The organism is Olsenella profusa (genome assembly GCF_016900315.1).
Taxonomy (GTDB): Bacteria; Actinomycetota; Coriobacteriia; order Coriobacteriales; family Atopobiaceae; genus Thermophilibacter; species Thermophilibacter profusus_A.
This window is the reverse complement of sequence record NZ_JACSNQ010000019.1, coordinates 1-19284: the sequence shown is the minus strand read 5'-3', so window position 1 is coordinate 19284 and position 19284 is coordinate 1. Positions and strand designations below refer to the sequence as shown.

The 19284-nt window shown below is 67.4% G+C and carries 16 protein-coding genes and 1 tRNA gene; 16 read left to right on the top strand and 1 reads right to left on the bottom strand.

Features of this window, described 5'->3' with window-relative positions; translation table 11 throughout:
- Positions 1-51 precede the first annotated feature (51 nt).
- The 10 genes from rpmG (at position 52) to H9X80_RS07765 (ending at position 12444) form a co-directional block, all read left to right on the top strand.
- A complete protein-coding gene (gene rpmG / locus H9X80_RS07810) occupies positions 52-201 on the top strand; it encodes a 50S ribosomal protein L33 (RefSeq protein ID WP_072374082.1) in 150 nt (49 codons plus the stop codon).
- A 17-nt stretch (positions 202-218) separates the two neighbouring features.
- Positions 219-294: transfer RNA gene (locus tag H9X80_RS07805), tRNA-Trp, on the top strand.
- 72 nt (positions 295-366) lie between these two features.
- The gene (secE, locus tag H9X80_RS07800) at positions 367-744 is read left to right on the top strand and encodes a preprotein translocase subunit SecE (protein ID WP_204793783.1); all 378 of its coding nucleotides are present in this window, start codon (positions 367-369) and stop codon (positions 742-744) included.
- Positions 745-747: 3 nt separating this feature from the next.
- Positions 748-1296 (top strand): transcription termination/antitermination protein NusG, encoded by a 549-nt coding sequence (gene nusG / locus H9X80_RS07795; protein WP_204793782.1) that lies wholly within the window; start codon positions 748-750, stop codon positions 1294-1296.
- An 88-nt stretch (positions 1297-1384) separates the two neighbouring features.
- Entirely contained in the window at positions 1385-1813 is a 429-nt protein-coding gene (rplK, locus tag H9X80_RS07790) for a 50S ribosomal protein L11 (protein WP_204793781.1), read from the top strand.
- Between the two features lie 104 nt (positions 1814-1917).
- Positions 1918-2625 (top strand): 50S ribosomal protein L1, encoded by a 708-nt coding sequence (gene rplA / locus H9X80_RS07785; protein WP_204793780.1) that lies wholly within the window; start codon positions 1918-1920, stop codon positions 2623-2625.
- Between the two features lie 283 nt (positions 2626-2908).
- Positions 2909-3430 carry a 50S ribosomal protein L10 gene (rplJ, locus tag H9X80_RS07780; protein ID WP_204793779.1) on the top strand — a complete coding sequence of 174 codons (522 nt, stop codon included), beginning with the start codon at positions 2909-2911 and terminating at the stop codon, positions 3428-3430.
- Between the two features lie 111 nt (positions 3431-3541).
- The gene (gene rplL, locus H9X80_RS07775) at positions 3542-3922 is read left to right on the top strand and encodes a 50S ribosomal protein L7/L12 (protein ID WP_204793778.1); all 381 of its coding nucleotides are present in this window, start codon (positions 3542-3544) and stop codon (positions 3920-3922) included.
- Between the two features lie 645 nt (positions 3923-4567).
- The gene (locus H9X80_RS07770) at positions 4568-8008 is read left to right on the top strand and encodes a DNA-directed RNA polymerase subunit beta (protein WP_239471814.1); all 3441 of its coding nucleotides are present in this window, start codon (positions 4568-4570) and stop codon (positions 8006-8008) included.
- Between the two features lie 5 nt (positions 8009-8013).
- Positions 8014-12444 (top strand): DNA-directed RNA polymerase subunit beta', encoded by a 4431-nt coding sequence (locus tag H9X80_RS07765; protein ID WP_204793776.1) that lies wholly within the window; start codon positions 8014-8016, stop codon positions 12442-12444.
- Between the two features lie 124 nt (positions 12445-12568).
- Here H9X80_RS07765 and H9X80_RS07760 read toward each other — a convergent pair whose 3' ends face one another.
- A complete protein-coding gene (locus tag H9X80_RS07760) occupies positions 12569-13279 on the bottom strand; it encodes a biotin--[acetyl-CoA-carboxylase] ligase (RefSeq protein WP_204793775.1) in 711 nt (236 codons plus the stop codon).
- 533 nt (positions 13280-13812) lie between these two features.
- Here H9X80_RS07760 and H9X80_RS07755 point away from each other — a divergent pair.
- From H9X80_RS07755 to fabF, 6 genes are all read left to right on the top strand, one after another.
- The gene (locus H9X80_RS07755) at positions 13813-14772 is read left to right on the top strand and encodes a beta-ketoacyl-ACP synthase 3 (RefSeq protein WP_204793774.1); all 960 of its coding nucleotides are present in this window, start codon (positions 13813-13815) and stop codon (positions 14770-14772) included.
- A 122-nt stretch (positions 14773-14894) separates the two neighbouring features.
- Positions 14895-15131, top strand: a complete 237-nt coding sequence (locus tag H9X80_RS07750; RefSeq protein ID WP_204793773.1) for a phosphopantetheine-binding protein — start codon at positions 14895-14897, stop codon at positions 15129-15131.
- A gap of 2 nt (positions 15132-15133) precedes the next feature.
- Positions 15134-16078, top strand: a complete 945-nt coding sequence (gene fabK / locus H9X80_RS07745; protein ID WP_204793772.1) for an enoyl-[acyl-carrier-protein] reductase FabK — start codon at positions 15134-15136, stop codon at positions 16076-16078.
- A complete protein-coding gene (locus tag H9X80_RS07740) occupies positions 16066-17004 on the top strand; it encodes an ACP S-malonyltransferase (RefSeq protein WP_204793771.1) in 939 nt (312 codons plus the stop codon). Before fabK ends, H9X80_RS07740 begins: the two co-directional genes overlap by 13 nt.
- 2 nt (positions 17005-17006) lie before the next feature.
- Complete coding sequence (gene fabG / locus H9X80_RS07735) at positions 17007-17777, top strand: 3-oxoacyl-[acyl-carrier-protein] reductase (RefSeq protein ID WP_204793770.1); 771 nt, start codon at positions 17007-17009, stop codon at positions 17775-17777.
- Positions 17778-17865: 88 nt separating this feature from the next.
- Positions 17866-19113: a beta-ketoacyl-ACP synthase II gene (fabF, locus tag H9X80_RS07730; protein WP_204793769.1), complete on the top strand. Its 1248-nt coding sequence runs from the start codon at positions 17866-17868 to the stop codon at positions 19111-19113.
- Positions 19114-19284 lie beyond the last annotated feature (171 nt).

The following is a 19284-nucleotide window of genomic DNA, read 5'->3' as shown; positions in this document are numbered from 1 at the left end:
CGTTCGAGGGAAAATCCCTCCAACGAAAAGTATTTCAGGAGGATTTGATTCATGCGTACTCTGGTTACCCTCGCGTGCACTGAGTGCAAGCGCCGCAACTACACCACGGACAAGAACAAGTCCAACAACCCTGATCGTATGGAGTTGAAGAAGTACTGCCCGTGGTGCCGTAAGCACACGCTTCACAGAGAGACCCGCTAAAAGGTGGGTTTTCACACAGGCCAGTAGCTCCAATGGTAGAGCGGCGGTCTCCAAAACCGTTTGTTGAGGGTTCGAGTCCTTCCTGGCCTGCCAGATTTCACCACCGGCTATCCCTTCGGGGTTAGCCGGTTTCCATGTAAGGGACGACTTCTAGGGAGTCTAGGGATGGCGAACAAGGACCGTAACAAGAGGAGCGCCCGCAAGGCCCGCGCCGAAGAGCGTGCCCGCGTTGAGGCGGCCCAGGCTGCCTCGGTCACCCCTGCCCAGAAGGCCGCCCAGGAGAAGCAGGCGGCCAAGGAGGCCAAGGCCGCCGCAAAGCAGGAGCGCAAGGCAGAGAAGAAGCCCGGCCTCTTCCGTCGTCTGCGCAACTACCTCGGTGACGTCCGCTCCGAGATGCGCCGCGTGGTCTGGCCTTCCAAGGAGGAGCTGAGGAGCTACTCGGTCGCCATCATCATCATGCTCATCGTCTTCGGCGTCGTCATCTGGCTCGTTGACTCCGGCATCGTCGCCGTCCTTGTCGGCTTCACTGGTCTGAGGGGGTAAGTGATGGCTAAGCGCTGGTATGTGATTCATACCTACTCGGGCTACGAGAACAAGGTCAAAGCAGATCTTGAGCACCGCATCGAGACCTTCGGCATGCAGGACCAGATCGTCGACATCCAGATCCCGACCGAGGAGGTCACGGAGATCAAGGACGGCGGCAAGCGCGAGACCAAGGAGGCAAAGGTCCTGCCGAGCTACGTCCTCGTGCGCATGGAGGGCAACGACGAGACGTGGTCGTTTGTCCGCAACACGCCCGGCGTCACCGGCTTCGTGGGCCCGGACAGCAAGCCGTCCCCGCTGCGCCGCAGCGAGTTCGACAAGATCATGCGTCGCACGGGCGCCCGCGGCACCTCCGCTGCCGTGCCCAAGCGCACCTCCACCAACATCGAGGTGGGTCAGTCGGTGCGCGTTCTCTCCGGCCCGCTTGCCGACTTCGACGGCATGGTGTCGGAGGTCAGCGCCGAGTCCGGCAAGGTCAAGGTCATGCTCATGATCTTTGGCCGCGAGACCCCGGTCGAGCTCACGCTCGATCAGGTCACCGTCATCGCCTAGGGGAGTCACCGCCCGCCCGCATCGGTGAGGATAGCTTCTCGGGCAGGCGCGCACATAGCATCGTTCGCACGTTCTCAAGGAGAAGAACATGGCCAAGAAGAAGGTCGTCCACTTCATCAAGCTTCAGATTCCGGCCGGTGCGGCCAACCCCGCGCCTCCCGTCGGCCCCGCCCTCGGCGCCGCCCAGGTCAACATCATGCAGTTCTGCCAGGCCTTCAACGCCGCCACGCAGGACAAGCAGGGCGACATCATCCCGGTTGAGATCTCGGTCTACGAGGACCGCACCTTCGACTTCGTCTGCAAGACCCCGCCCGCGGCCCAGCTCATCAAGAAGGAGCTCGGCCTCAAGAGTGGCTCCGGCGTGCCCCAGCGCGACAAGGTGGGCCAGCTCACCCAGGAGCAGCTGACCAAGATCGCCGAGATCAAGATGCCGGACCTCAACGCCAACGACATCGAGGCCGCCAAGAAGATCGTCGCCGGCACCGCCCGCTCCATGGGCGTCACCATCGCCGAGTAGCAATACGGCACCACGCGCCCCCTCGGGGGCGCCTCTCTGTAAGTGGCGGGAGACCGCCAGATATGTGGGAGGGCTCAGCCCGCTGACCACAGGAGGTAGAAAGCATGCCTAAGCACGGAAAGAACTACAAGGCCGCCGCCGAGAAGGTCGACAGCTCCAAGCTCTACTCGCCGAAGGAGGCCATGGAGCTCGCCAAGGAGCTGGCCCCCGCCAAGTTCGACGAGACCGTCGAGGTCGCCGTCCGCCTGGGCGTCGACACCCGCAAGGCCGACCAGAACGTCCGTGGCTCCATCTCCCTGCCCAACGGCACCGGCAAGACCGTCCGCGTCGCCGTCTTCGCCGAGGGCGAGAAGGCCCGCGAGGCCGAGGCCGCCGGCGCCGACGTCATCGGCTCCGACGACCTCGTCGCCCAGATTCAGGCCGGCGAGCTGAACTTCGACGCCGCCATCGCCACGCCCAACATGATGGGCAAGGTCGGTCGCCTCGGCAAGATCCTCGGCCCCCGCGGCCTCATGCCCAACCCCAAGCTCGGCACCGTCACCATGGACGTCGCCAAGATGGTCGGCGAGCTCAAGGCCGGCCGCGTCGAGTACCGCGCCGACCGCTACGGCATCTGCCACGTCCCGATGGGCAAGGTGTCCTTCGAGACCGAGAAGCTCGTCGAGAACTACGGCGCGCTGATCAACGAGCTGCTTCGCGTGAAGCCGTCCTCCGCCAAGGGCAAGTACGTCAAGTCCGTCGTTATCTCCACCACGATGGGCCCTGGCATCAAGGTCGACTCCTCCAAGACCCGCAACCTTATGGAGGAGTAGTTCTTCTCGCGGGTTTTTCCAGAGCTTACTTGACGGACGCCTCGTCGCGTGTCAAAATGACCGCTGCACGAGGCGTCCGCCTTGTGTAAACAGCACATCGCACGTCCGCTGCCAAAGACAGCCGGTGCCGCAAGGCTCAAAGGGGAAACCCGCCTGCCGAGGTGGTCTCAGAGATTGCATCTTCGAGGACCCTGCTTTGGCCGCGCCAAGCGGGGTCTTCTCATGCGGAAGGCCCGCCAGCGTGGCGGCTCGTGCCCGACCGCATTCAAGGAGGTGTAACTACATGCCGTCCAAGTCCAATGTCGATATGCTCCAGAAGGTCTCGAACTCCCTCGAGGCCTCCCAGGGCGTCTTCGTGGTCGACTACCATGGTCTCTCCGTCAAGGAGACCCAGGAGGTCCGCCGCGCGCTGCGCAACGCTGGCGCCGAGATGAAGGTGTACAAGAACAACATCGTCAAGCTCGCGCTGGAGAACGCTGGCCTGCCCAGCCTCGATGACGCCCTCACGGGCACCTGCGCCTACGTCTTCTTCGAGAAGGACCCCGTCGATGCCGCCAAGGTCATCAAGGAGGAGTCCGAGAAGCTCAAGAAGATGGAGTTCGTCGGTGCCATCGCTGATGGCAAGGCTCTCTCCGCCGAGGAGGCCAAGGCCTACGCCGACCTGCCCAACCGCGACCAGCTCATGGGTATGCTCGCCGGCCTCATCAGTGGCTTCGCCCGCGACATCGCCCGTTGCGTCAACGAGGTCCCCGCTGGCCTCGCCCGCTCCATCAACGCGGTGTCCGAGCAGAAGCAGGCCGCCTAAGGCAGGCCGCACCACCGCGCGGCGGCCCTCGTCGCGCACCCCGAGGCGCGTGCGCCTCACCAACACAGAAGCGATCCGTGCACCCCGCACGGGACCGAAAGGAACAGAAAAATGGCTAAGCTTACCACCGAGGAGATCGTTGACGCCCTCAAGGAGATGACCCTTCTCGAGGCCTCCGAGCTCGTTAAGGCTATCGAGGACACCTTCGGCGTGTCCGCCGCCGCCCCCGTCGCCGCCGTGGCCGCTGCTCCGGCCGCCGCTGCCGCCGAGGAGGAGGAGAAGACCAACTTCGACGTCGTGCTCGAGGGCTTTGGCGACAACAAGATTGCCGTCATCAAGGTCGTCCGCTCCCTCACCAGCCTCGGCCTCAAGGAGGCCAAGGAGGTCGTCGAGGGTGCCCCCAAGGCCGTCCTCGAGGGCGCCAAGAAGGAGGACGCCGAGGCCGCCAAGAAGCAGCTCGAGGAGGCCGGCGCCACCGTCACCCTCAAGTAAGTTCGCTTACCTCAGGGGTCTTTGGCACTGCCAGGGGTCGGGCCTTCGGGCCCGACCCCTTTTTTGATGCAAGGATGCGGGGGGCAGTCCCTTCGTGTCATTTTGCGGAGAGCGCGCGCGTTAGGAACGGCCGCATCTTTTGTCGTCGGGAGCAAAAGATGCGGCCGTTCCTAACGAAATCGGGGGCTAACGGCAAAAGATGCCGAGATTTCTAACGCGCTGGTAAGGGCGCGGGGCCGAGAGGGCGCGGGTGGCGAGAAGGACCTGCGGGCCAGAGGGGCGCGGGGCGAGAGGGCGCGCCCGCGCCGCCCTGCGAAGAGCCCCTTCGGACGACAACGGGCCCCTCAGCGGTATCCTCAACGGGGGAGCGAGCGTCCCACCATCGAAACTTCATATGCGAGAAAAACAAAACACCTGCTATGAACAGGCAAAACAAATAAGCAAGCGGGTTCTAACCGAAATGCGGCGTCAAGTCAAGACTTTTTGTTGACCCCCAGGAGGTGTTTCGGTAGATTGTTACGTTGCGACAATTGCCGCCTTCCACCCTTTTGAAGGAGGAAAAGCCTGGTGTCTACCGCAAAGACTGCTCTTACCAAACCACAAGGCACGACGGGACGCAAGACCTTTAGCAAGATTGCCCCGGCAATGGAGCTTCCCAACCTGATCTCCGTACAGAAGGAGTCGTTTGAGCGCTTCATGGGCGAGGGTCTTGCCGAGTCCTTCTCCGAGTTCTCCCCGATCGAGAACTCCGCCCACACGATGCAGGTCGTCTTTGGCGACCATCAGTTCGGTGATCCGGCCCACACCATCGCCGAGTGCCGTGCCAAGGACATCTCCTACCAGGCCCCGCTCTTCGTCGACGTCCGCTTCGTCAACAAGGAGACGGGCGAGATGAAGGAGCAGCTCGTCTTCATGGGCGACTTCCCGCTCATGACCGACCGCGGCACCTTCATCATCAACGGCACCGAGCGCGTGGTGGTCTCCCAGCTCGTCCGCTCGCCGGGCGTGTACTTCTCCTCCGAGATGGACAACGGTGTGCGCGTGCACAAGGTGCAGTTCATCCCCGCGCGCGGCGCGTGGCTCGAGTTCGAGGTCGACAAGCGCGGCCACCTCGTGGTCTCCATCGACCGCAAGCGTCGCCAGTCCGCCATCGTGTTCCTGCGCGCCCTCGGCATCGCCGAGACCGACGACGAGGTCTACGCCCTGCTCGGCGATTCCGACGTGGTCCGCAACACCCTCGAGCGCGACGCCTCCACCACCCGTGAGGCCGCCCTCAAGGAGATCTACCAGCGCCAGCGCCCCGGTGAGCCCGCCACGGCCGACGCCGGCCGCCTGCTGCTGGACGGCCTCTACTTCAACGAGCAGCGCTACGACCTCGCTCGCGTTGGCCGCTACAAGGTCAACAAGAAGCTCGAGCTCGGCGAGGACTCCACGAGCCGCGTGCTCACGCACGAGGACATCATCGAGGCCCTGCGCTACCTGCTCGCCCTGCACAACGGTGACGACACCAAGCGCCTCGACGACATCGACCACTTCGGCAACCGTCGCGTCCGCACGGTCGGCGAGCTCGTGCAGAACCAGTTCCGCATCGGCATGAGCCGCATGGAGCGCGTCGTCCGCGAGCGTATGGCCTCCCAGGACGCCGACGACATCACCCCGCAGAGCCTCATCAACATCCGCCCGATCGTGGCCGCCATCAAGGAGTTCTTCGGCTCCTCGCAGCTCTCGCAGTTCATGGACCAGGCCAACCCGCTTGCCGGCCTCACCCACAAGCGCCGTCTCTCGGCGCTGGGCCCCGGCGGCCTGGCGGGCCACAAGTCCGGCTCGAGCCGCCGTACCAACGTGCCGACGGCCGTGCGCGACGTCCACAACTCGCACTACTCCCGCATGTGCCCGATCGAGACGCCCGAGGGCCCCAACATCGGCCTGATTGGCTCGCTCGCCCTCTACGCGCACGTCAACGAGTACGGCTTCATCGAGGCCCCGTACCGTCGCGTCGTGGACGGCAAGGTCACCGACCAGATCGACTGGATGACGGCCGACGAGGAGGAGGCGCACAACATCGCCCCCGCCAACACGCCGTTTGACGAGAAGACCGGCGAGTTCATCGAGGTGGACTCCAAGGGCAACATCACCAACCCGGAGCGCATCATCGCCCGCACCCGCGACTTCGACGGCTCGTTCGGCGCGCCGGCGCAGGTCATGGTCGAGGACGTCGACTACATGGACGTCTCGCCGCGCCAGCTGCTCTCCGTGGCCGCCAACCTCATCCCGTTCCTCGAGCACGACGACGCCAAGCGCACGCTCATGGGCGCTAACATGCAGCGTCAGGCCGTGCCGCTGATCCGCGCGCACGCGCCGTACGTGGGCACCGGCATGGAGGAGCGCGCCGCGCTCGACTCCGGCGAGCTCATTCGCGCCGCGCACGCCGGCACCGTCTCCGAGGTCGACGCCTCCCACGTGGTCGTCTACTCCGACGAGCACGGCTCCGAGCGCTACGACCTGCCCAAGTACGAGCGCTCCAACCAGTCCACGTGCATCAACCACCGCCCGATCGTCCACGCCGGCGACGTGGTGGAGGCCGGCCAGCCGCTGGCCGACGGCACCTCGATCGACCACTCCGAGCTCGCCCTCGGCGCCAACCTCACGGTGGCCTACATGCCGTGGGAGGGCTTCAACTACGAGGACGGCATCATCGTGTCCGAGCGCGTGGTGCAGGAGGACCTCCTCACCTCGGTGAGCATCTCCCGCCACGAGATCGACGCCCGCGACACCAAGCTCGGCCCCGAGGAGATCACCCGCGAGATTCCGAACCTCTCCGAGGACATGCTCGCCAACCTTGACGACGACGGCATCATCCGCATCGGCGCCGAGGTCGGCCCCGGCGACATCCTCGTGGGCAAGGTCACGCCCAAGGGCGAGACGGCCCTCACCGCCGAGGAGCGGCTCCTGCGCGCCATCTTCGGCGCCAAGGCCCACGATGTGCGCGACACCTCCCTCAAGATGCCGCACGGCGCCTACGGCCGCGTCGTGGACGTGGTTCGCTTCAGCCGCGAGGCCGGCGACGACCTCCCGCCCGGAGTCAACGAGCTCGTCCGCGTCTTCGTGGCGCAGCGCCGCAAGATCCAGCAGGGCGACAAGATCGCCGGCCGCCACGGCAACAAGGGCGTCGTCTGCAACGTCCTGCCCGTGGAGGACATGCCCTACATGGCCGACGGCACGCCGATTGACGTCCTTCTCGACCCGCTGGGCGTCCCGTCCCGTATGAACGTGGGCCAGCTGCTCGAGTGCCACCTCGGCTGGGCCGCCTCCCACGGCTGGGACGACGAGTCCGAGAACTCCGAGCGCTACGTGTCCGGCCCCATCAACGTCGCCACGCCTGTCTTTGACGGCGCCACCGACGTCGAGGTTGCCGAGGCCATCCGCCGCTCCAACATCAACATGATGAACAAGGCCAAGCTCGACTACGGCGAGCACATGCGCGAGGAGTTCGTGCCGCAGCTCAACAGCTTCGGCAAGACCACCCTCTACGACGGCCGCACCGGCGAGGCCTTCAAGAGCCCGATCACCGTGGGCACGAGCTACATCCTGAAGCTCGGCCACATGGTCGACGACAAGATCCACGCCCGCTCGACCGGCCCGTACAGCCTCGTCACGCAGCAGCCCCTGGGCGGCAAGGCCCAGTTCGGCGGCCAGCGCTTCGGCGAGATGGAGGTCTGGGCCCTCTACGCCTACGGCGCGGCCAACGTCCTTCAGGAGATCCTCACGGTCAAGTCCGACGACACCAACGGCCGCGTGAAGACCTACGAGTCCATCGTCAAGGGCGAGAACGTCCCCGCCGCGGGCATCCCCGAGTCCTTCAAGGTCCTCGTCAAGGAGATTCGCTCGCTCGCGCTCGACATCGAGCCCATCTCCTACAAGAAGCGCGCCGAGCAGGTGGAGCAGGGGAGCGCCGACGAGGTTGCCGACGCCGTCGACGTCTTTGCCGACATGGCCGCCGCGGCCGAGCCCGTCTCCGAGCCCGCCCCTGCCACCGACGACCTCGAGACCGCCCTCGTGGGCGACGCCATGAGCGATAAGGAGTAGCGACTGTGGCTGATTTCGACACCACTGATTTCGACGCGATCAAGATCTCGCTTGCCTCCGCCGACCGCATCCGCAGCTGGTCGCACGGCGAGGTGAAGAAGCCCGAGACCATCAACTACCGCACCCTCAAGCCCGAGAAGGACGGCCTGTTCTGCGAGAAGATCTTCGGCCCCGTGAAGGACTGGGAGTGCGCCTGCGGCAAGTACAAGGGCATCCGCTTCCGCGGCATCGTCTGCGAGCGTTGCGGCGTCGAGGTGACCACCGCCAAGGTGCGCCGCGAGCGCATGGGCCACATCGAGCTCGCCGCCCCGGTGAGCCACATCTGGTACTTCAAGAGCCCGACGAGCTTCCCGCTGGCCCGCCTGCTCGACATCAAGAGCAAGGACCTCGAGAAGGTCCTCTACTTCGCGAGCTACATCATCACGAAGGTCGACACCGAGGCCCGCGAGGCCGACGCCGCCGACCTCAAGGAGGAGCTGGACGCCGACCTCGAGGAGCTCGACGCCGAGCGCGACGACCAGATCCAGCGCCTGAAGGAGCAGGGCGAGGAGTCCGGCGAGGAGTTCGGCGACCTCGAGCCCCTCTCCGCCGACGAGATCCGTGCGGGCATCGCCGACCTCGAGGAGGAGTACGAGGACGAGAAGCGCCTGCGCACCGAGGCCTACGAGAAGTTCATGCAGCTCGAGGAGCGCGAGCTCATCTCCGACGAGGGGCTCTTCTCCGAGCTCAAGCGCTACTACGGCATCTACTTCAAGGGCGGCATGGGCGCCGAGGCCGTGCGCGAGCTGCTTCGCGGCATCGACCTCGAGGCCGAGGCGAAGGAGCTGCGTGACATCATCTCCTCCGACACCGCCCAGAAGCAGAAGCGCGAGAAGGCCATCAAGCGCCTGGAGATCGTCGACGCCTTCCTCAAGGGCGGCAACGACCCGGCCAACATGATCCTTGACGTCATCCCGGTCATCCCGCCCGACCTGCGCCCGATGGTGCAGCTCGACGGCGGCCGCTTCGCGGCGTCCGACCTCAACGACCTCTACCGTCGCGTCATCAACCGCAACAACCGCCTCAAGCGCCTGCTCGACCTCGACGCCCCGGCGATTATCGTCAACAACGAGAAGCGCATGCTCCAGGAGTCCGTGGACGCGCTCTTCGACAACGGTCGTCGCGGCCGTCCCGTCACCGGCCGCGGCGGGCGCCCGCTCAAGTCGCTCGCCGAGGCCCTCAAGGGCAAGCAGGGCCGCTTCCGCCAGAACCTGCTGGGCAAGCGCGTCGACTACTCGGGCCGCTCGGTCATCGTCGTGGACCCGAAGCTCAAGCTGCACCAGTGCGGCCTGCCCTCGCAGATGGCCCTCGAGCTCTTCAAGCCGTTCGTGATGCGCCGCCTCGTGGAGCTCGGCAAGGTCGAGAACATCAAGGGCGCCAAGCGCGCCATCGACCGTCAGCAGGCGGCCGTGTGGGACGTGCTCGAGGAGGTCATCCAGGACCGCCTGGTGCTGCTCAACCGCGCACCCACCCTGCACCGCCTCTCCATCCAGGCCTTCGAGCCGGTCCTTGTGGAGGGCAAGGCCATCCACCTGCACCCGCTGGTGTGCGCCCCCTTCAACGCCGACTTCGACGGCGACCAGATGTCCGTGCACGTGCCGCTGTCCACGCAGGCGCAGACCGAGGCGCGCGTCCTCATGCTGTCCTCCAACAACCTGCGCTCGCCGGCCTCCGGCAAGGTGCTCACCGTGCCGTCCCAGGACATGGTCTTCGGCGCCTACTTCCTCACCACCGAGAAGAGCGTCGAGGGCGCCGAGAAGCCCGTCTACGCCAACTTTGACGACGCCCTTCTCGCCATCGACATGAACACCGAGCTCGACCTGCAGCAGAAGGTCGTGGTTCGCGTGTCCGCCGCCGACGCCAACCTCACCGAGGGCGACCGCAAGATCTTCCGCCTGCTCACCGCCAAGGGCCAGTACGAGGATCTTGACGTCACGGAGCGCTCCGCGCGCTTCGAGACCACGCCGGGCCGCATCATCTTCAACCGTCAGTGCCTGCCCGCCGACTACCCCTTCATCAACTACAAGATGGTGAAGAGCGACATCGGCGCGCTGGTCAACGACTGCTGCGACCGCTACACCACGGCCGAGGTCGAGCCGATCCTCGACGCCATCAAGGAGACGGGCTTCCACTACGCCACCGTCGCGGGCCTGACGGTCTCCGTCTGGGACGCCACGATCCCCGAGGACAAGCCTCAGCTGCTCGAGGAGGCGCAGGGGCGCGTCGACGAGATCAACGAGTACTACGAGGACGGCTTCCTGTCCGAGACCGAGCGTCACACCGAGGTCGTCAATGCCTGGACCGAGTGCACCGACCTGCTGGCCACCGAGATGCTCGCCGGCTTCGCCGAGGACAACCCCATCTACATGATGGCCGACTCGGGCGCCCGTGGCTCCAAGACCCAGCTGCGCCAGCTCGCCGGCATGCGCGGCCTCATGGCCGACATGTCCGGTGACACCATCGACCTGCCGATCAAGGCGAACTTCCGCGAGGGTCTCGAGCCGCTGGAGTACTTCATCTCCACCTACGGCGCGCGCAAGGGCCTCGTCGACACCGCCTCGCACACCTCCGACTCCGGCTACCTGACCCGTCGACTGGTCGACGTGGCCCAGGACGTCATCGTCCGCGAGGAGGACTGCGGCACCGACGAGGGCGTCACCTACCCGCTCATCAAGGCCGGCGAGACCTCCGTTGACGCCGACCTCGTGGGCCGCTGCGCGCTCAACGACATCTGCGACCCGGAGACCGGCGAGGTGCTCATTGCCAAGGACTCCTACATCGAGTCCGTCGACGACCTCAACATGCTCGTCGAGCACGGTCTCAAGAAGGTCGAGCTCAGGGCGCTCCTGACCTGCAAGTCCAAGTACGGCGTCTGCCAGAAGTGCTACGGCTGGGACCTCTCCACGCGTCGCCCGGTCAACATCGGCACGGCCGTGGGCATCATCGCCGCCCAGTCCATCGGCGAGCCGGGCACCCAGCTCACGATGCGTACCATTCACTCCGGCGGCGTCGCGGGCGCCGACGACATCACGCAGGGCCTCCCGACGGTCGCCCGCATGTTCGACGTCGTCGGCAACGTCAACGAGAAGATCCTCGGCCGCGAGGCCGACCTCGCGCCGGTGTCCGGCCTCCTGCGCATCACGCCCGAGCAGGCCGAGTACCAGCTGCGCATCGTTGACCCCGAGGACCAGGGCCGCGTCATCGAGGAGTGGCGCGTGCCGGCGTCCGTGCGCTTCATGCCGGGCATCGAGGACAACGTGGAGGTTCGAGCCGGCGACCAGATCACCCGCGGCTTCGTCAACTTCCGCAAGCTCCGCCGCCTGACCGACATCGAGTCGACGATGCACACCTTCGTCGAGTCCGTCAAGGACGTCTACACGTCCCAGGGCGTCGAGCTCAACGACAAGCACATCGAGGTCATCGCGCGCCAGATGCTGCGTCGCGTCCAGGTGACCAACCCGGGCGACTCCCAGTACCTGCTCGGCCAGTACGTGGACCGCTACGTCTTTGCCGACACGGTGCGCAACGTGGCCCTCGCCGGCGGCACGCCGCCCGAGGCGGAGCCGGTCATCCTGGGCACCCTCAAGGTGGCCTCGAGCATCGACTCCTGGCTCTCCAGCGCCTCGTTCATCCGCACCGCGGGCGTCCTTACCGAGGCCGCCATCGAGGGCGACGTCGACCACCTGCTGGACCTCAAGTCCAACGTCATCGTGGGCAAGCAGATTCCCGCGGGCACGGGTCTTCCCGCCTACCACAACGTGGAGCTCACCTACCACGGCACCAAGATCGACGGCCCCACCTCGCCCCTGGCCAAGAGCCTGCCCGAGTGGGCTCCCGACGAGCTCAAGGGCATCGAGGAGCAGCTTCCCAAGCAGCTTGACTGGGTCGGTGACGACTACGGCTTCGGCGGCGTGTACTCCAAGAACGGGCGCACGCTCTCCAGCGAGGACGCCAAGCTCTACCTCTTCGACGACCTCGGCGTCTCGCAGCGCTGGACCAACAAGTTCAGCGAGGTTGGCATCGAGACCGTGGGCGACCTCATCGGCAAGACCGAGGAGGATCTGCTGCGCATCGACGGCATCGGCGCCAAGGCCATCGAGGAGCTCCGCGACGGGCTGGAGGCCCGCGGCCTGCTCTACATCCTTGAGCCTGACAACGACGAGGCCGACAGCGAGGACCTCTCCCAGCTGCTCAACATGGTCTTCTCGCCTGACGCCGACGGGGACATCATGCTCGGCACCGCTGCGCCCGCCACGCACCACTTCGACGATGACGAGCTGATTGGCGGCACGGACCAGTCCTCCAGCGGCTCCGACGTCATCAACGAGGACCTCGGGTCCCTTGATGACCTCCTGTCCCAGGTGGTCCGCCAGGAGGCCGAGCACGACGGCGAGTAGCTGTGACCTCTCCTTGAAGACGCTCTGAGGAACGGGCGCCGGCCTCTCTGGGGCCGGCGCCCGTTTCCGTGCGGCGAGCGTGGTGCGTCCCGGACGTGCGCTCTTCGACGCGGGCTCTTCTTGCCTAGGCGAGGCGGATCGATGCCGTTTCGGATGCAAACGCGACGCCGTCCACCACGGCACGGCCCCATGAGTCCACCCCGTCGAGCGTGCCTTGCGCAAGCTCTGCGCCGTCGGGCGACAGCACGCGGACCTCCTTGCTTCGCCAGGCGAGAAGGACGAGGTAGTCGTCGAGCACGCCGTCGAGCGGGTGCGTGCCCGCAGAGGCCGCCCACGCGTCGACCTGAGCCACGATCGCGTCGCGCAGCGCCTCTGCCAGCCCCTCGAACGCCGGGTGCACGCCGAGCTCGGCAAGGCAGATGGCTCCGAGCTCGCGCGGCGCGTCCAGCACGTTGACGCCGATGCCACAGACGGCGGGTCCGCCCTCGACCTCCACGAGGATGCCGCCGAGCTTGCGCCCGCGCGCCACGAGGTCGTTGGGCCACTTGAGCTGCACTTCGTTTGCACCGACGGCACGCAGCCCCCTGGCGGCGCCCACCCCGCACGCCGCCGCCAGGCCCGGCAAGCGCGTGGGCGACACGTCCGGCCGCAGCAGCACGGAGAGGTAGAGGTTGCCCTCCGGCGACGCCCACACGTGGCCGCGCCGCCCGCGCCCCGCCGTCTGCTGGCGCGCGGCCACCGCGAATCCGGCCGGGGCGCCCGAGCGTCCCAGCGCGAGCACGGCGTCGTTGGTCGAGCCGACGGACTCGACCAGGCTGATCGGGGGCAGTGACATACGACCTCCAGGTTCTTCTCGGCCCCGCGTTGTGCCGGGCGCGTGTGGTCAGCATAGCCAACTCGGCGCCCGCTTGGGTGCGCTCGTTGGGTTCCCGTTAGGAATCACAGCGTCTTACGCTTGTGTGCTGCTCCGGCCGAAAACATGCCGTTAGGAATCTAGGGACCTTAGCCTCATCCGACGCCGTTTCGTTAGGAATCGGCGCATCTTAGGTTGGCTAGGGCATAAGATGCGCCCATTCTTAACCAATCCGGGGCGCCGGGGCATAAGATGCCACGATTTCTAACTGGAGGGGCCGTGGTGGGGACTGAACCGCCGTGGTGGGGACTGAACCGTCGTGGCGAGAAGAGCCGCGCCCTCCGGCCCCGCGCTGCCCGACGGCGGCGTTGCCGCTGGCCGGCGGGGATTCCCCATATGGAGACATCGTGGCAAAATGGAGGAGCTTGAAAAAGAGCCCGCCACGTGAGGGCCCTTTTGACTAGCCTAACCCTGAGAGATGTTGACGCGTTAACAACACGACGGAAGGCGGGAAGGTGGGATTTCGCGTACTGGGAACAGGGTCGGCGCTTCCGGCCCGCTCGGTCACCAATGACGACCTCTCGGAGTTTCTTGACACCTCCGACGAGTGGATCTCCACGCGCACCGGCATCTCGAGCAGGCGCATCTGCACCACCGAGACGCTTGACGAGCTTGCCGTCGAGGCGTCCCGCCGCGCGCTCGAGGCGGCGGGCGTCACCCCGGACCAGCTTGACCTCATCGTCTGCTCCACCACGAGCGGGGACCACCTGATCCCCGCCGAGGCGTGCGCCATCGCCGAGGGCCTCGGCGCGCACTGCCCCTCGTTCGACGTCTCCGCCGCCTGCGCGGGCTTCGTCTTTGCGCTGGACACCGCCGACGGCTGGTTCGTCCGCGGCCGCGCGCGCCGCGCGCTCGTGGTCTCGGCAGAGAAGATGAGCCGCATGGTGGACTGGACCGACCGCGCCACCTGCGTGCTCTTTGGCGACGGCGCCGCAGCCGCGGTGCTTGAGGCGGGCGGGGAGAGCCCCCTGGCCACGAGCCTCACCACCGAGCCGGGCGTGGCGATCCTGGACGCGCCGGGGGTGGGCGGCAGCTGCCCCTACGACAAGACGGACCACCCCGCGAGCGTGCTCTCCATGGAGGGGCGCCGCGTCTTCAAGTTCGGCGTCAACGCCATCGTGGACTCCGTGCGCGGGCTCTGCGAGCAGGCGGGCGTGACGCTCGACCAGATCGACCACTTCGTCTTCCACCAGGCCAACGAGCGCATCCTCGCCGCAGGCGTGGCGCGCCTCGGCATCGACGACGCCAAGGTCGCGCGCGTGCTCTCGGAGACCGGAAACATCTCCAGCGCGTGCATCCCGCTGGCGCTTGACCGCCTCGCCCGCTCGGGCGAGCTCACGGCCGGCCAGCTCGTGGTGCTGGTGGGCTTTGGCGCCGGGCTCGACATAGGCGCCACCCTTCTGCGCTGGGGCTAGCCCCGGCGCACCCCGCGGCCTTTGCCGCGAAAGCGGCCCCGGCCGCGGCGCGCGACGCCCGTCGCGCCGACCACCGTCCATTGGAGCGCCCGTCGGGCGCATGGAAAAGAAGGAGAACCCAAATGGCAGACCAGAGCACCTTCGACCGCGTGTGCGCAATCGTCCGCGAGCAGGGCGGCCTCGACGACGTCGAGCTCACCCCGGAGACCACGCTCGCCGAGGTCGGCCTTGACAGCCTCGCCACCGTCGAGGCCGTCATGGCCTGCGAGGACGAGTTCGGCATCGAGATCGACGCCGAGACCAACCCCACCACCATCGGCGAGTTCGTCGACATGGTCGACGCGCTCCTGGAGAACTAATCATGCTGCGCACTCCCATCTGTGACCTTCTCGGCATCGAGAAGCCCGTCTTCCAGGGCGGGATGGCCTGGATTGCCGACGCCTCCCTGGCGTCCGCCGTCTCCGAGGCCGGCGGCCTCGGCATCATCGCGGCCATGAACGCAAACGCCGACTGGCTGCGCGACCAGATCCACGAGCTGCGCGAGAAGACCGACAAGCCCTTCGGCGTCAACGTGATGCTCATGAGCCCGTTTGCCGACGAGGTGGCCCAGGTCGTCATCGACGAGCACGTCCCCGTGGTCGTGACGGGCGCCGGCAACCCCACCAAGTACATGAAGGCCTGGAACGAGGCCGGCATCAAGGTCGTCCCCGTGGTCGCCTCCGTGGCCATGGCCAAGCTCGTGGCCCGCGCCGGCGCCGTGGCCGTGGTGGCCGAGGGCACCGAGTCCGGCGGCCACATCGGCGAGACGTCGACGATGGCCCTCGTGCCGCAGGTCGTCGACGCGGTGAAGATCCCCGTGATCGCCGCCGGCGGCATCGCCGACGGTCGCGGCGTGGCGGCCGCGTTCATGCTGGGCGCCGTGGGCGTCCAGGTGGGCACGCGCTTCCTCGTGGCCGACGAGTGCACCGTCTCCGACCAGTACAAGGAGCTCGTCCTCAAGGCCAACGACATCTCCACCCGCGCCACCGGCCGCTCCACCGGCCACCCCGTGCGCGCGCTCAAGAGCCCCTTCTCCAACGCCTACTACAAGATGGAGTCCGAGGGCGCCCCTGCCGAGGAGCTCAACAAGTTCGGCACCGGCGCGCTGCGCAAGGCGGCCAAGGAGGGCGACTACGAGCACGGCAGCTTCCTGTGCGGGCAGATCGCCGGCATGGTCAAGGAGCGCCAGAGCGCCCAGGAGATCGTCGACGACCTCGTGAACGGCGCCGAGAAGGTCCTTTCGGGAGCCATGCAATGGGTAAAGTAGCCTTCCTCTTTGCCGGTCAGGGCGCCCAGCACCCTGGGATGTGCGCTGACCTCATCGAGTCGGAGCCTGCGGCCAAGGCCGTCTTCGCGACGGCCGACGCCGTGCGCCCCGGCACCACCGAGCAGTGCCTCTCCGGCACCAAGGAGGAGCTCGCCCAGACCGTCAACACCCAGCCCTGCGTCTTCGCCGCGGACCTCGCGGCCGCCCGCGCCCTCGCGGCGCACGGCGTGACGCCGGACGTGGTGGCGGGCTTCTCGCTGGGCGAGGTCGCCGCACTCACCTTTGCGGGCGCCTACACCGACGAGCAGGGCTTCGAGCTCGTGTGCCACCGCGCCGAGCTCATGGCCGACGCCGCCGAGAAGAACCCTGGCGCCATGCGCGCCGTCGTGAAGCTGGACGCCGCAGCCGTGGAGCGCCTGGCGGCCGAGGCCGGCGAGTCCTGCTGGCCCGTGAACTACAACAGCCCGCTGCAGACCGTCGTGGCCGGGACGCCCGAGGCCTGCGAGAAGCTCGACGAGCTGGTGAAGGCCGCCAAGGGGCGCGCCATGAAGGTGGCCGTCTCCGGTGCCTTCCACAGCCCGTTCATGGCCGAGGCCGCCCGCGGCCTCGCCGCCTACCTCGCGAACGGCCACGCGCCGGCCGAGCCCACCGTCCCCGTGCTTGCCAACCGCACCGGCGAGGCCTACCCCGCCGACGAGGCGTCGCGCGTGGAGCTGCTCTCCAGCCAGGTGGCCAACCCCGTGCAGTGGGTCCGCACCCTGGAGGCCATGGCGGCCGACGGCGTGGACACCTTCATCGAGGTGGGCCCCGGCAAGACCCTCACGGGCCTCGTCAAGCGCACGCTCGAGGGCGTGACCGCCCTGCCGTGCGAGACCGTGGAGCAGCTCGAGGCGGTTCTCGCCGCGCTTTCCGAGAAGGGGGAGTAGACATGGCCGAGAAGAACGGCGCCATCGAGCGGGACGCCTCCCGCCGCGTGGCCCTGGTGACCGGCGCCTCCCGCGGCATCGGCCGCGCCATCGCCGAGGGGCTTGCCGCCGACGGCTTTGACCTTGCGATCGTCTACGCGGGCAACGAGGCCGCGGCCGCCGAGGCCGTCGCCGCCTGCGAGGCGGCCGGCGCCACCGCGCGCGCCTACCGCTGCGACGTCTCCGACGCCGAGGCGGTCAAGGCCACCGTGGAGGCGGTTCTCGCCGACTTCGGCAGCGTGTGGGCGCTCGTCAACAACGCCGGCGTCACGCGCGACGGGCTGCTCGTCCGCATGTCCGACAAGGACTTCGCCCACGTGGTCGACGTCAACCTCAAGGGCGCCTTCCACACCACCCGCGCCCTCGCGCGCTCCTTCATGCGCCAGCGCGGCGGCCGCATCGTCAACATGGCCTCCGTGGTGGGCCTCATGGGCAACGCCGGCCAGGCCAACTACGCGGCCTCCAAGGCGGGCCTCATCGGCATGACCAAGTCCGTGGCGCGCGAGCTCGCGCCGCGCGGCGTCACGGTCAACGCCATCGCGCCGGGCTTCGTGGAGACGGACATGACGGCCGTTCTCTCCGACGCCGTGCGCGAGAACTACGAGAAGCAGATTCCGCTCGGCCGTCTGGCGAGCGCCGACGAGGTGGCGGCCGTGGCGCGCTTCCTCGTGAGCGACGCCGCCTCCTACGTGACCGGGGAGGTCATCCGCGTCGACGGCGGCATGGCGATGTAGCGGTGATACGAGGGGACGGTCCCCTCGTATCATCAAAGAACTAATGGTACGAGGGGACGGTCCCCTCGTACCATCGTTGGGAGACGAGATGGAACACAGGGTAGCTATCACGGGTATCGGCGCTGTCACCCCGCTTGCCAACACGGCCAAGGAGACGTGGGAGGCCATGGTCGCCGGCAAGTGCGGCATCGGCCCCATCACCCACTTCGACACGGAGGGCTTCAAGGTCAAGGTGGCCGCCGAGGTGAAGGACTTCGACGGCGCCGCGCTGCTCGGCAAGCAGGAGGCCGCGCACCTCGACCTCTTTTCCCAGTACGCGCTTGTGGCCTCCGACGAGGCCATGGTCGACTCCGGCCTTGACGCCGAGGGCGCCGTCGACCACGACCGCCTGGGCGTCTACGTGGGCTCCGGCGTGGGCGGCATCAACACCATCGTGAACAACGTGCACACCATCGCCGAGCGCGGGCCGCGTCGCGCGTCCCCGTTCATGATCACGATGATGATCGCCAACATGGCGTCCGGCAACATCGCCATCCGCCACAAGGCCTGCGGCCCCACGCTGCCCGTCGTCACCGCCTGCGCCACCTCCGCCCACGCCGTGGGCGAGGCCTTCCGCGCGATCAAGCACGGCTACGCCGACGCTATCCTGGCCGGCGGCGCCGAGGCGGCCATCATGCCCGACTCCATCGCCGGCTTCACGAGCTGCCGCGCCCTCACCACCAACCCCGACCCGACGACCGCCTGCCGCCCCTTCGACGCGGAGCGCAACGGCTTCGTCATGGGCGAGGGCGCCTGCGTGCTCGTTCTCGAGGAGTGGGAGCATGCCGTGGCCCGTGGCGCTCACATCTACGCAGAGCTCGTCGGCTACGGCAACACCGACGACGCCCACCACATCACGAGCCCCGACCCCGAGGCTCGCGGCATCGCCCGCGCCATCGAGCTGGCGGTGGCCGAGGGCGGCGTGAAGCCCGAGGAGGGCCTCTACATCAACGCCCACGGCACCTCCACCAAGCTCAACGACTCCTCCGAGACCCTCGGCTTCAAGCGGGCCCTCGGCGAGGAGGCCGCGCACGCCGCGCACATCTCGTCCACCAAGTCCATGACCGGTCACATGATCGGCGCCACGGGTGCCGTCGAGGTCATGGCCTGCGCGCTCGCGCTGGAGAACGGCGTGGTTCCGCCCACCATCAACTATCACACTCCGGACCCGGAGTGCGACCTCGACTACACGCCCAACGAGGCCGTCGAGTGCCAGCTCACCTGGGCGCTCTCCACGAACCTCGGCTTCGGCGGGCACAATGCGGCGCTCGCGCTTCGCGCGGCGGGGAGGGAGTAGCAACATGGAGCCCAGCAAGATCGCAGAGATCGCTGCCGTGATGGAGAGCCACGGGCTCTCCCGCGTGCGCCTGGAGGAGGCCGACGGCTCGGCCGTCGAGCTCGAGCGCGGGACCAGGGTCGTCGCCGAGGCGGCGCCCGTCGTCGCGGCCGCCCCGGCGGCCGTCCCCGC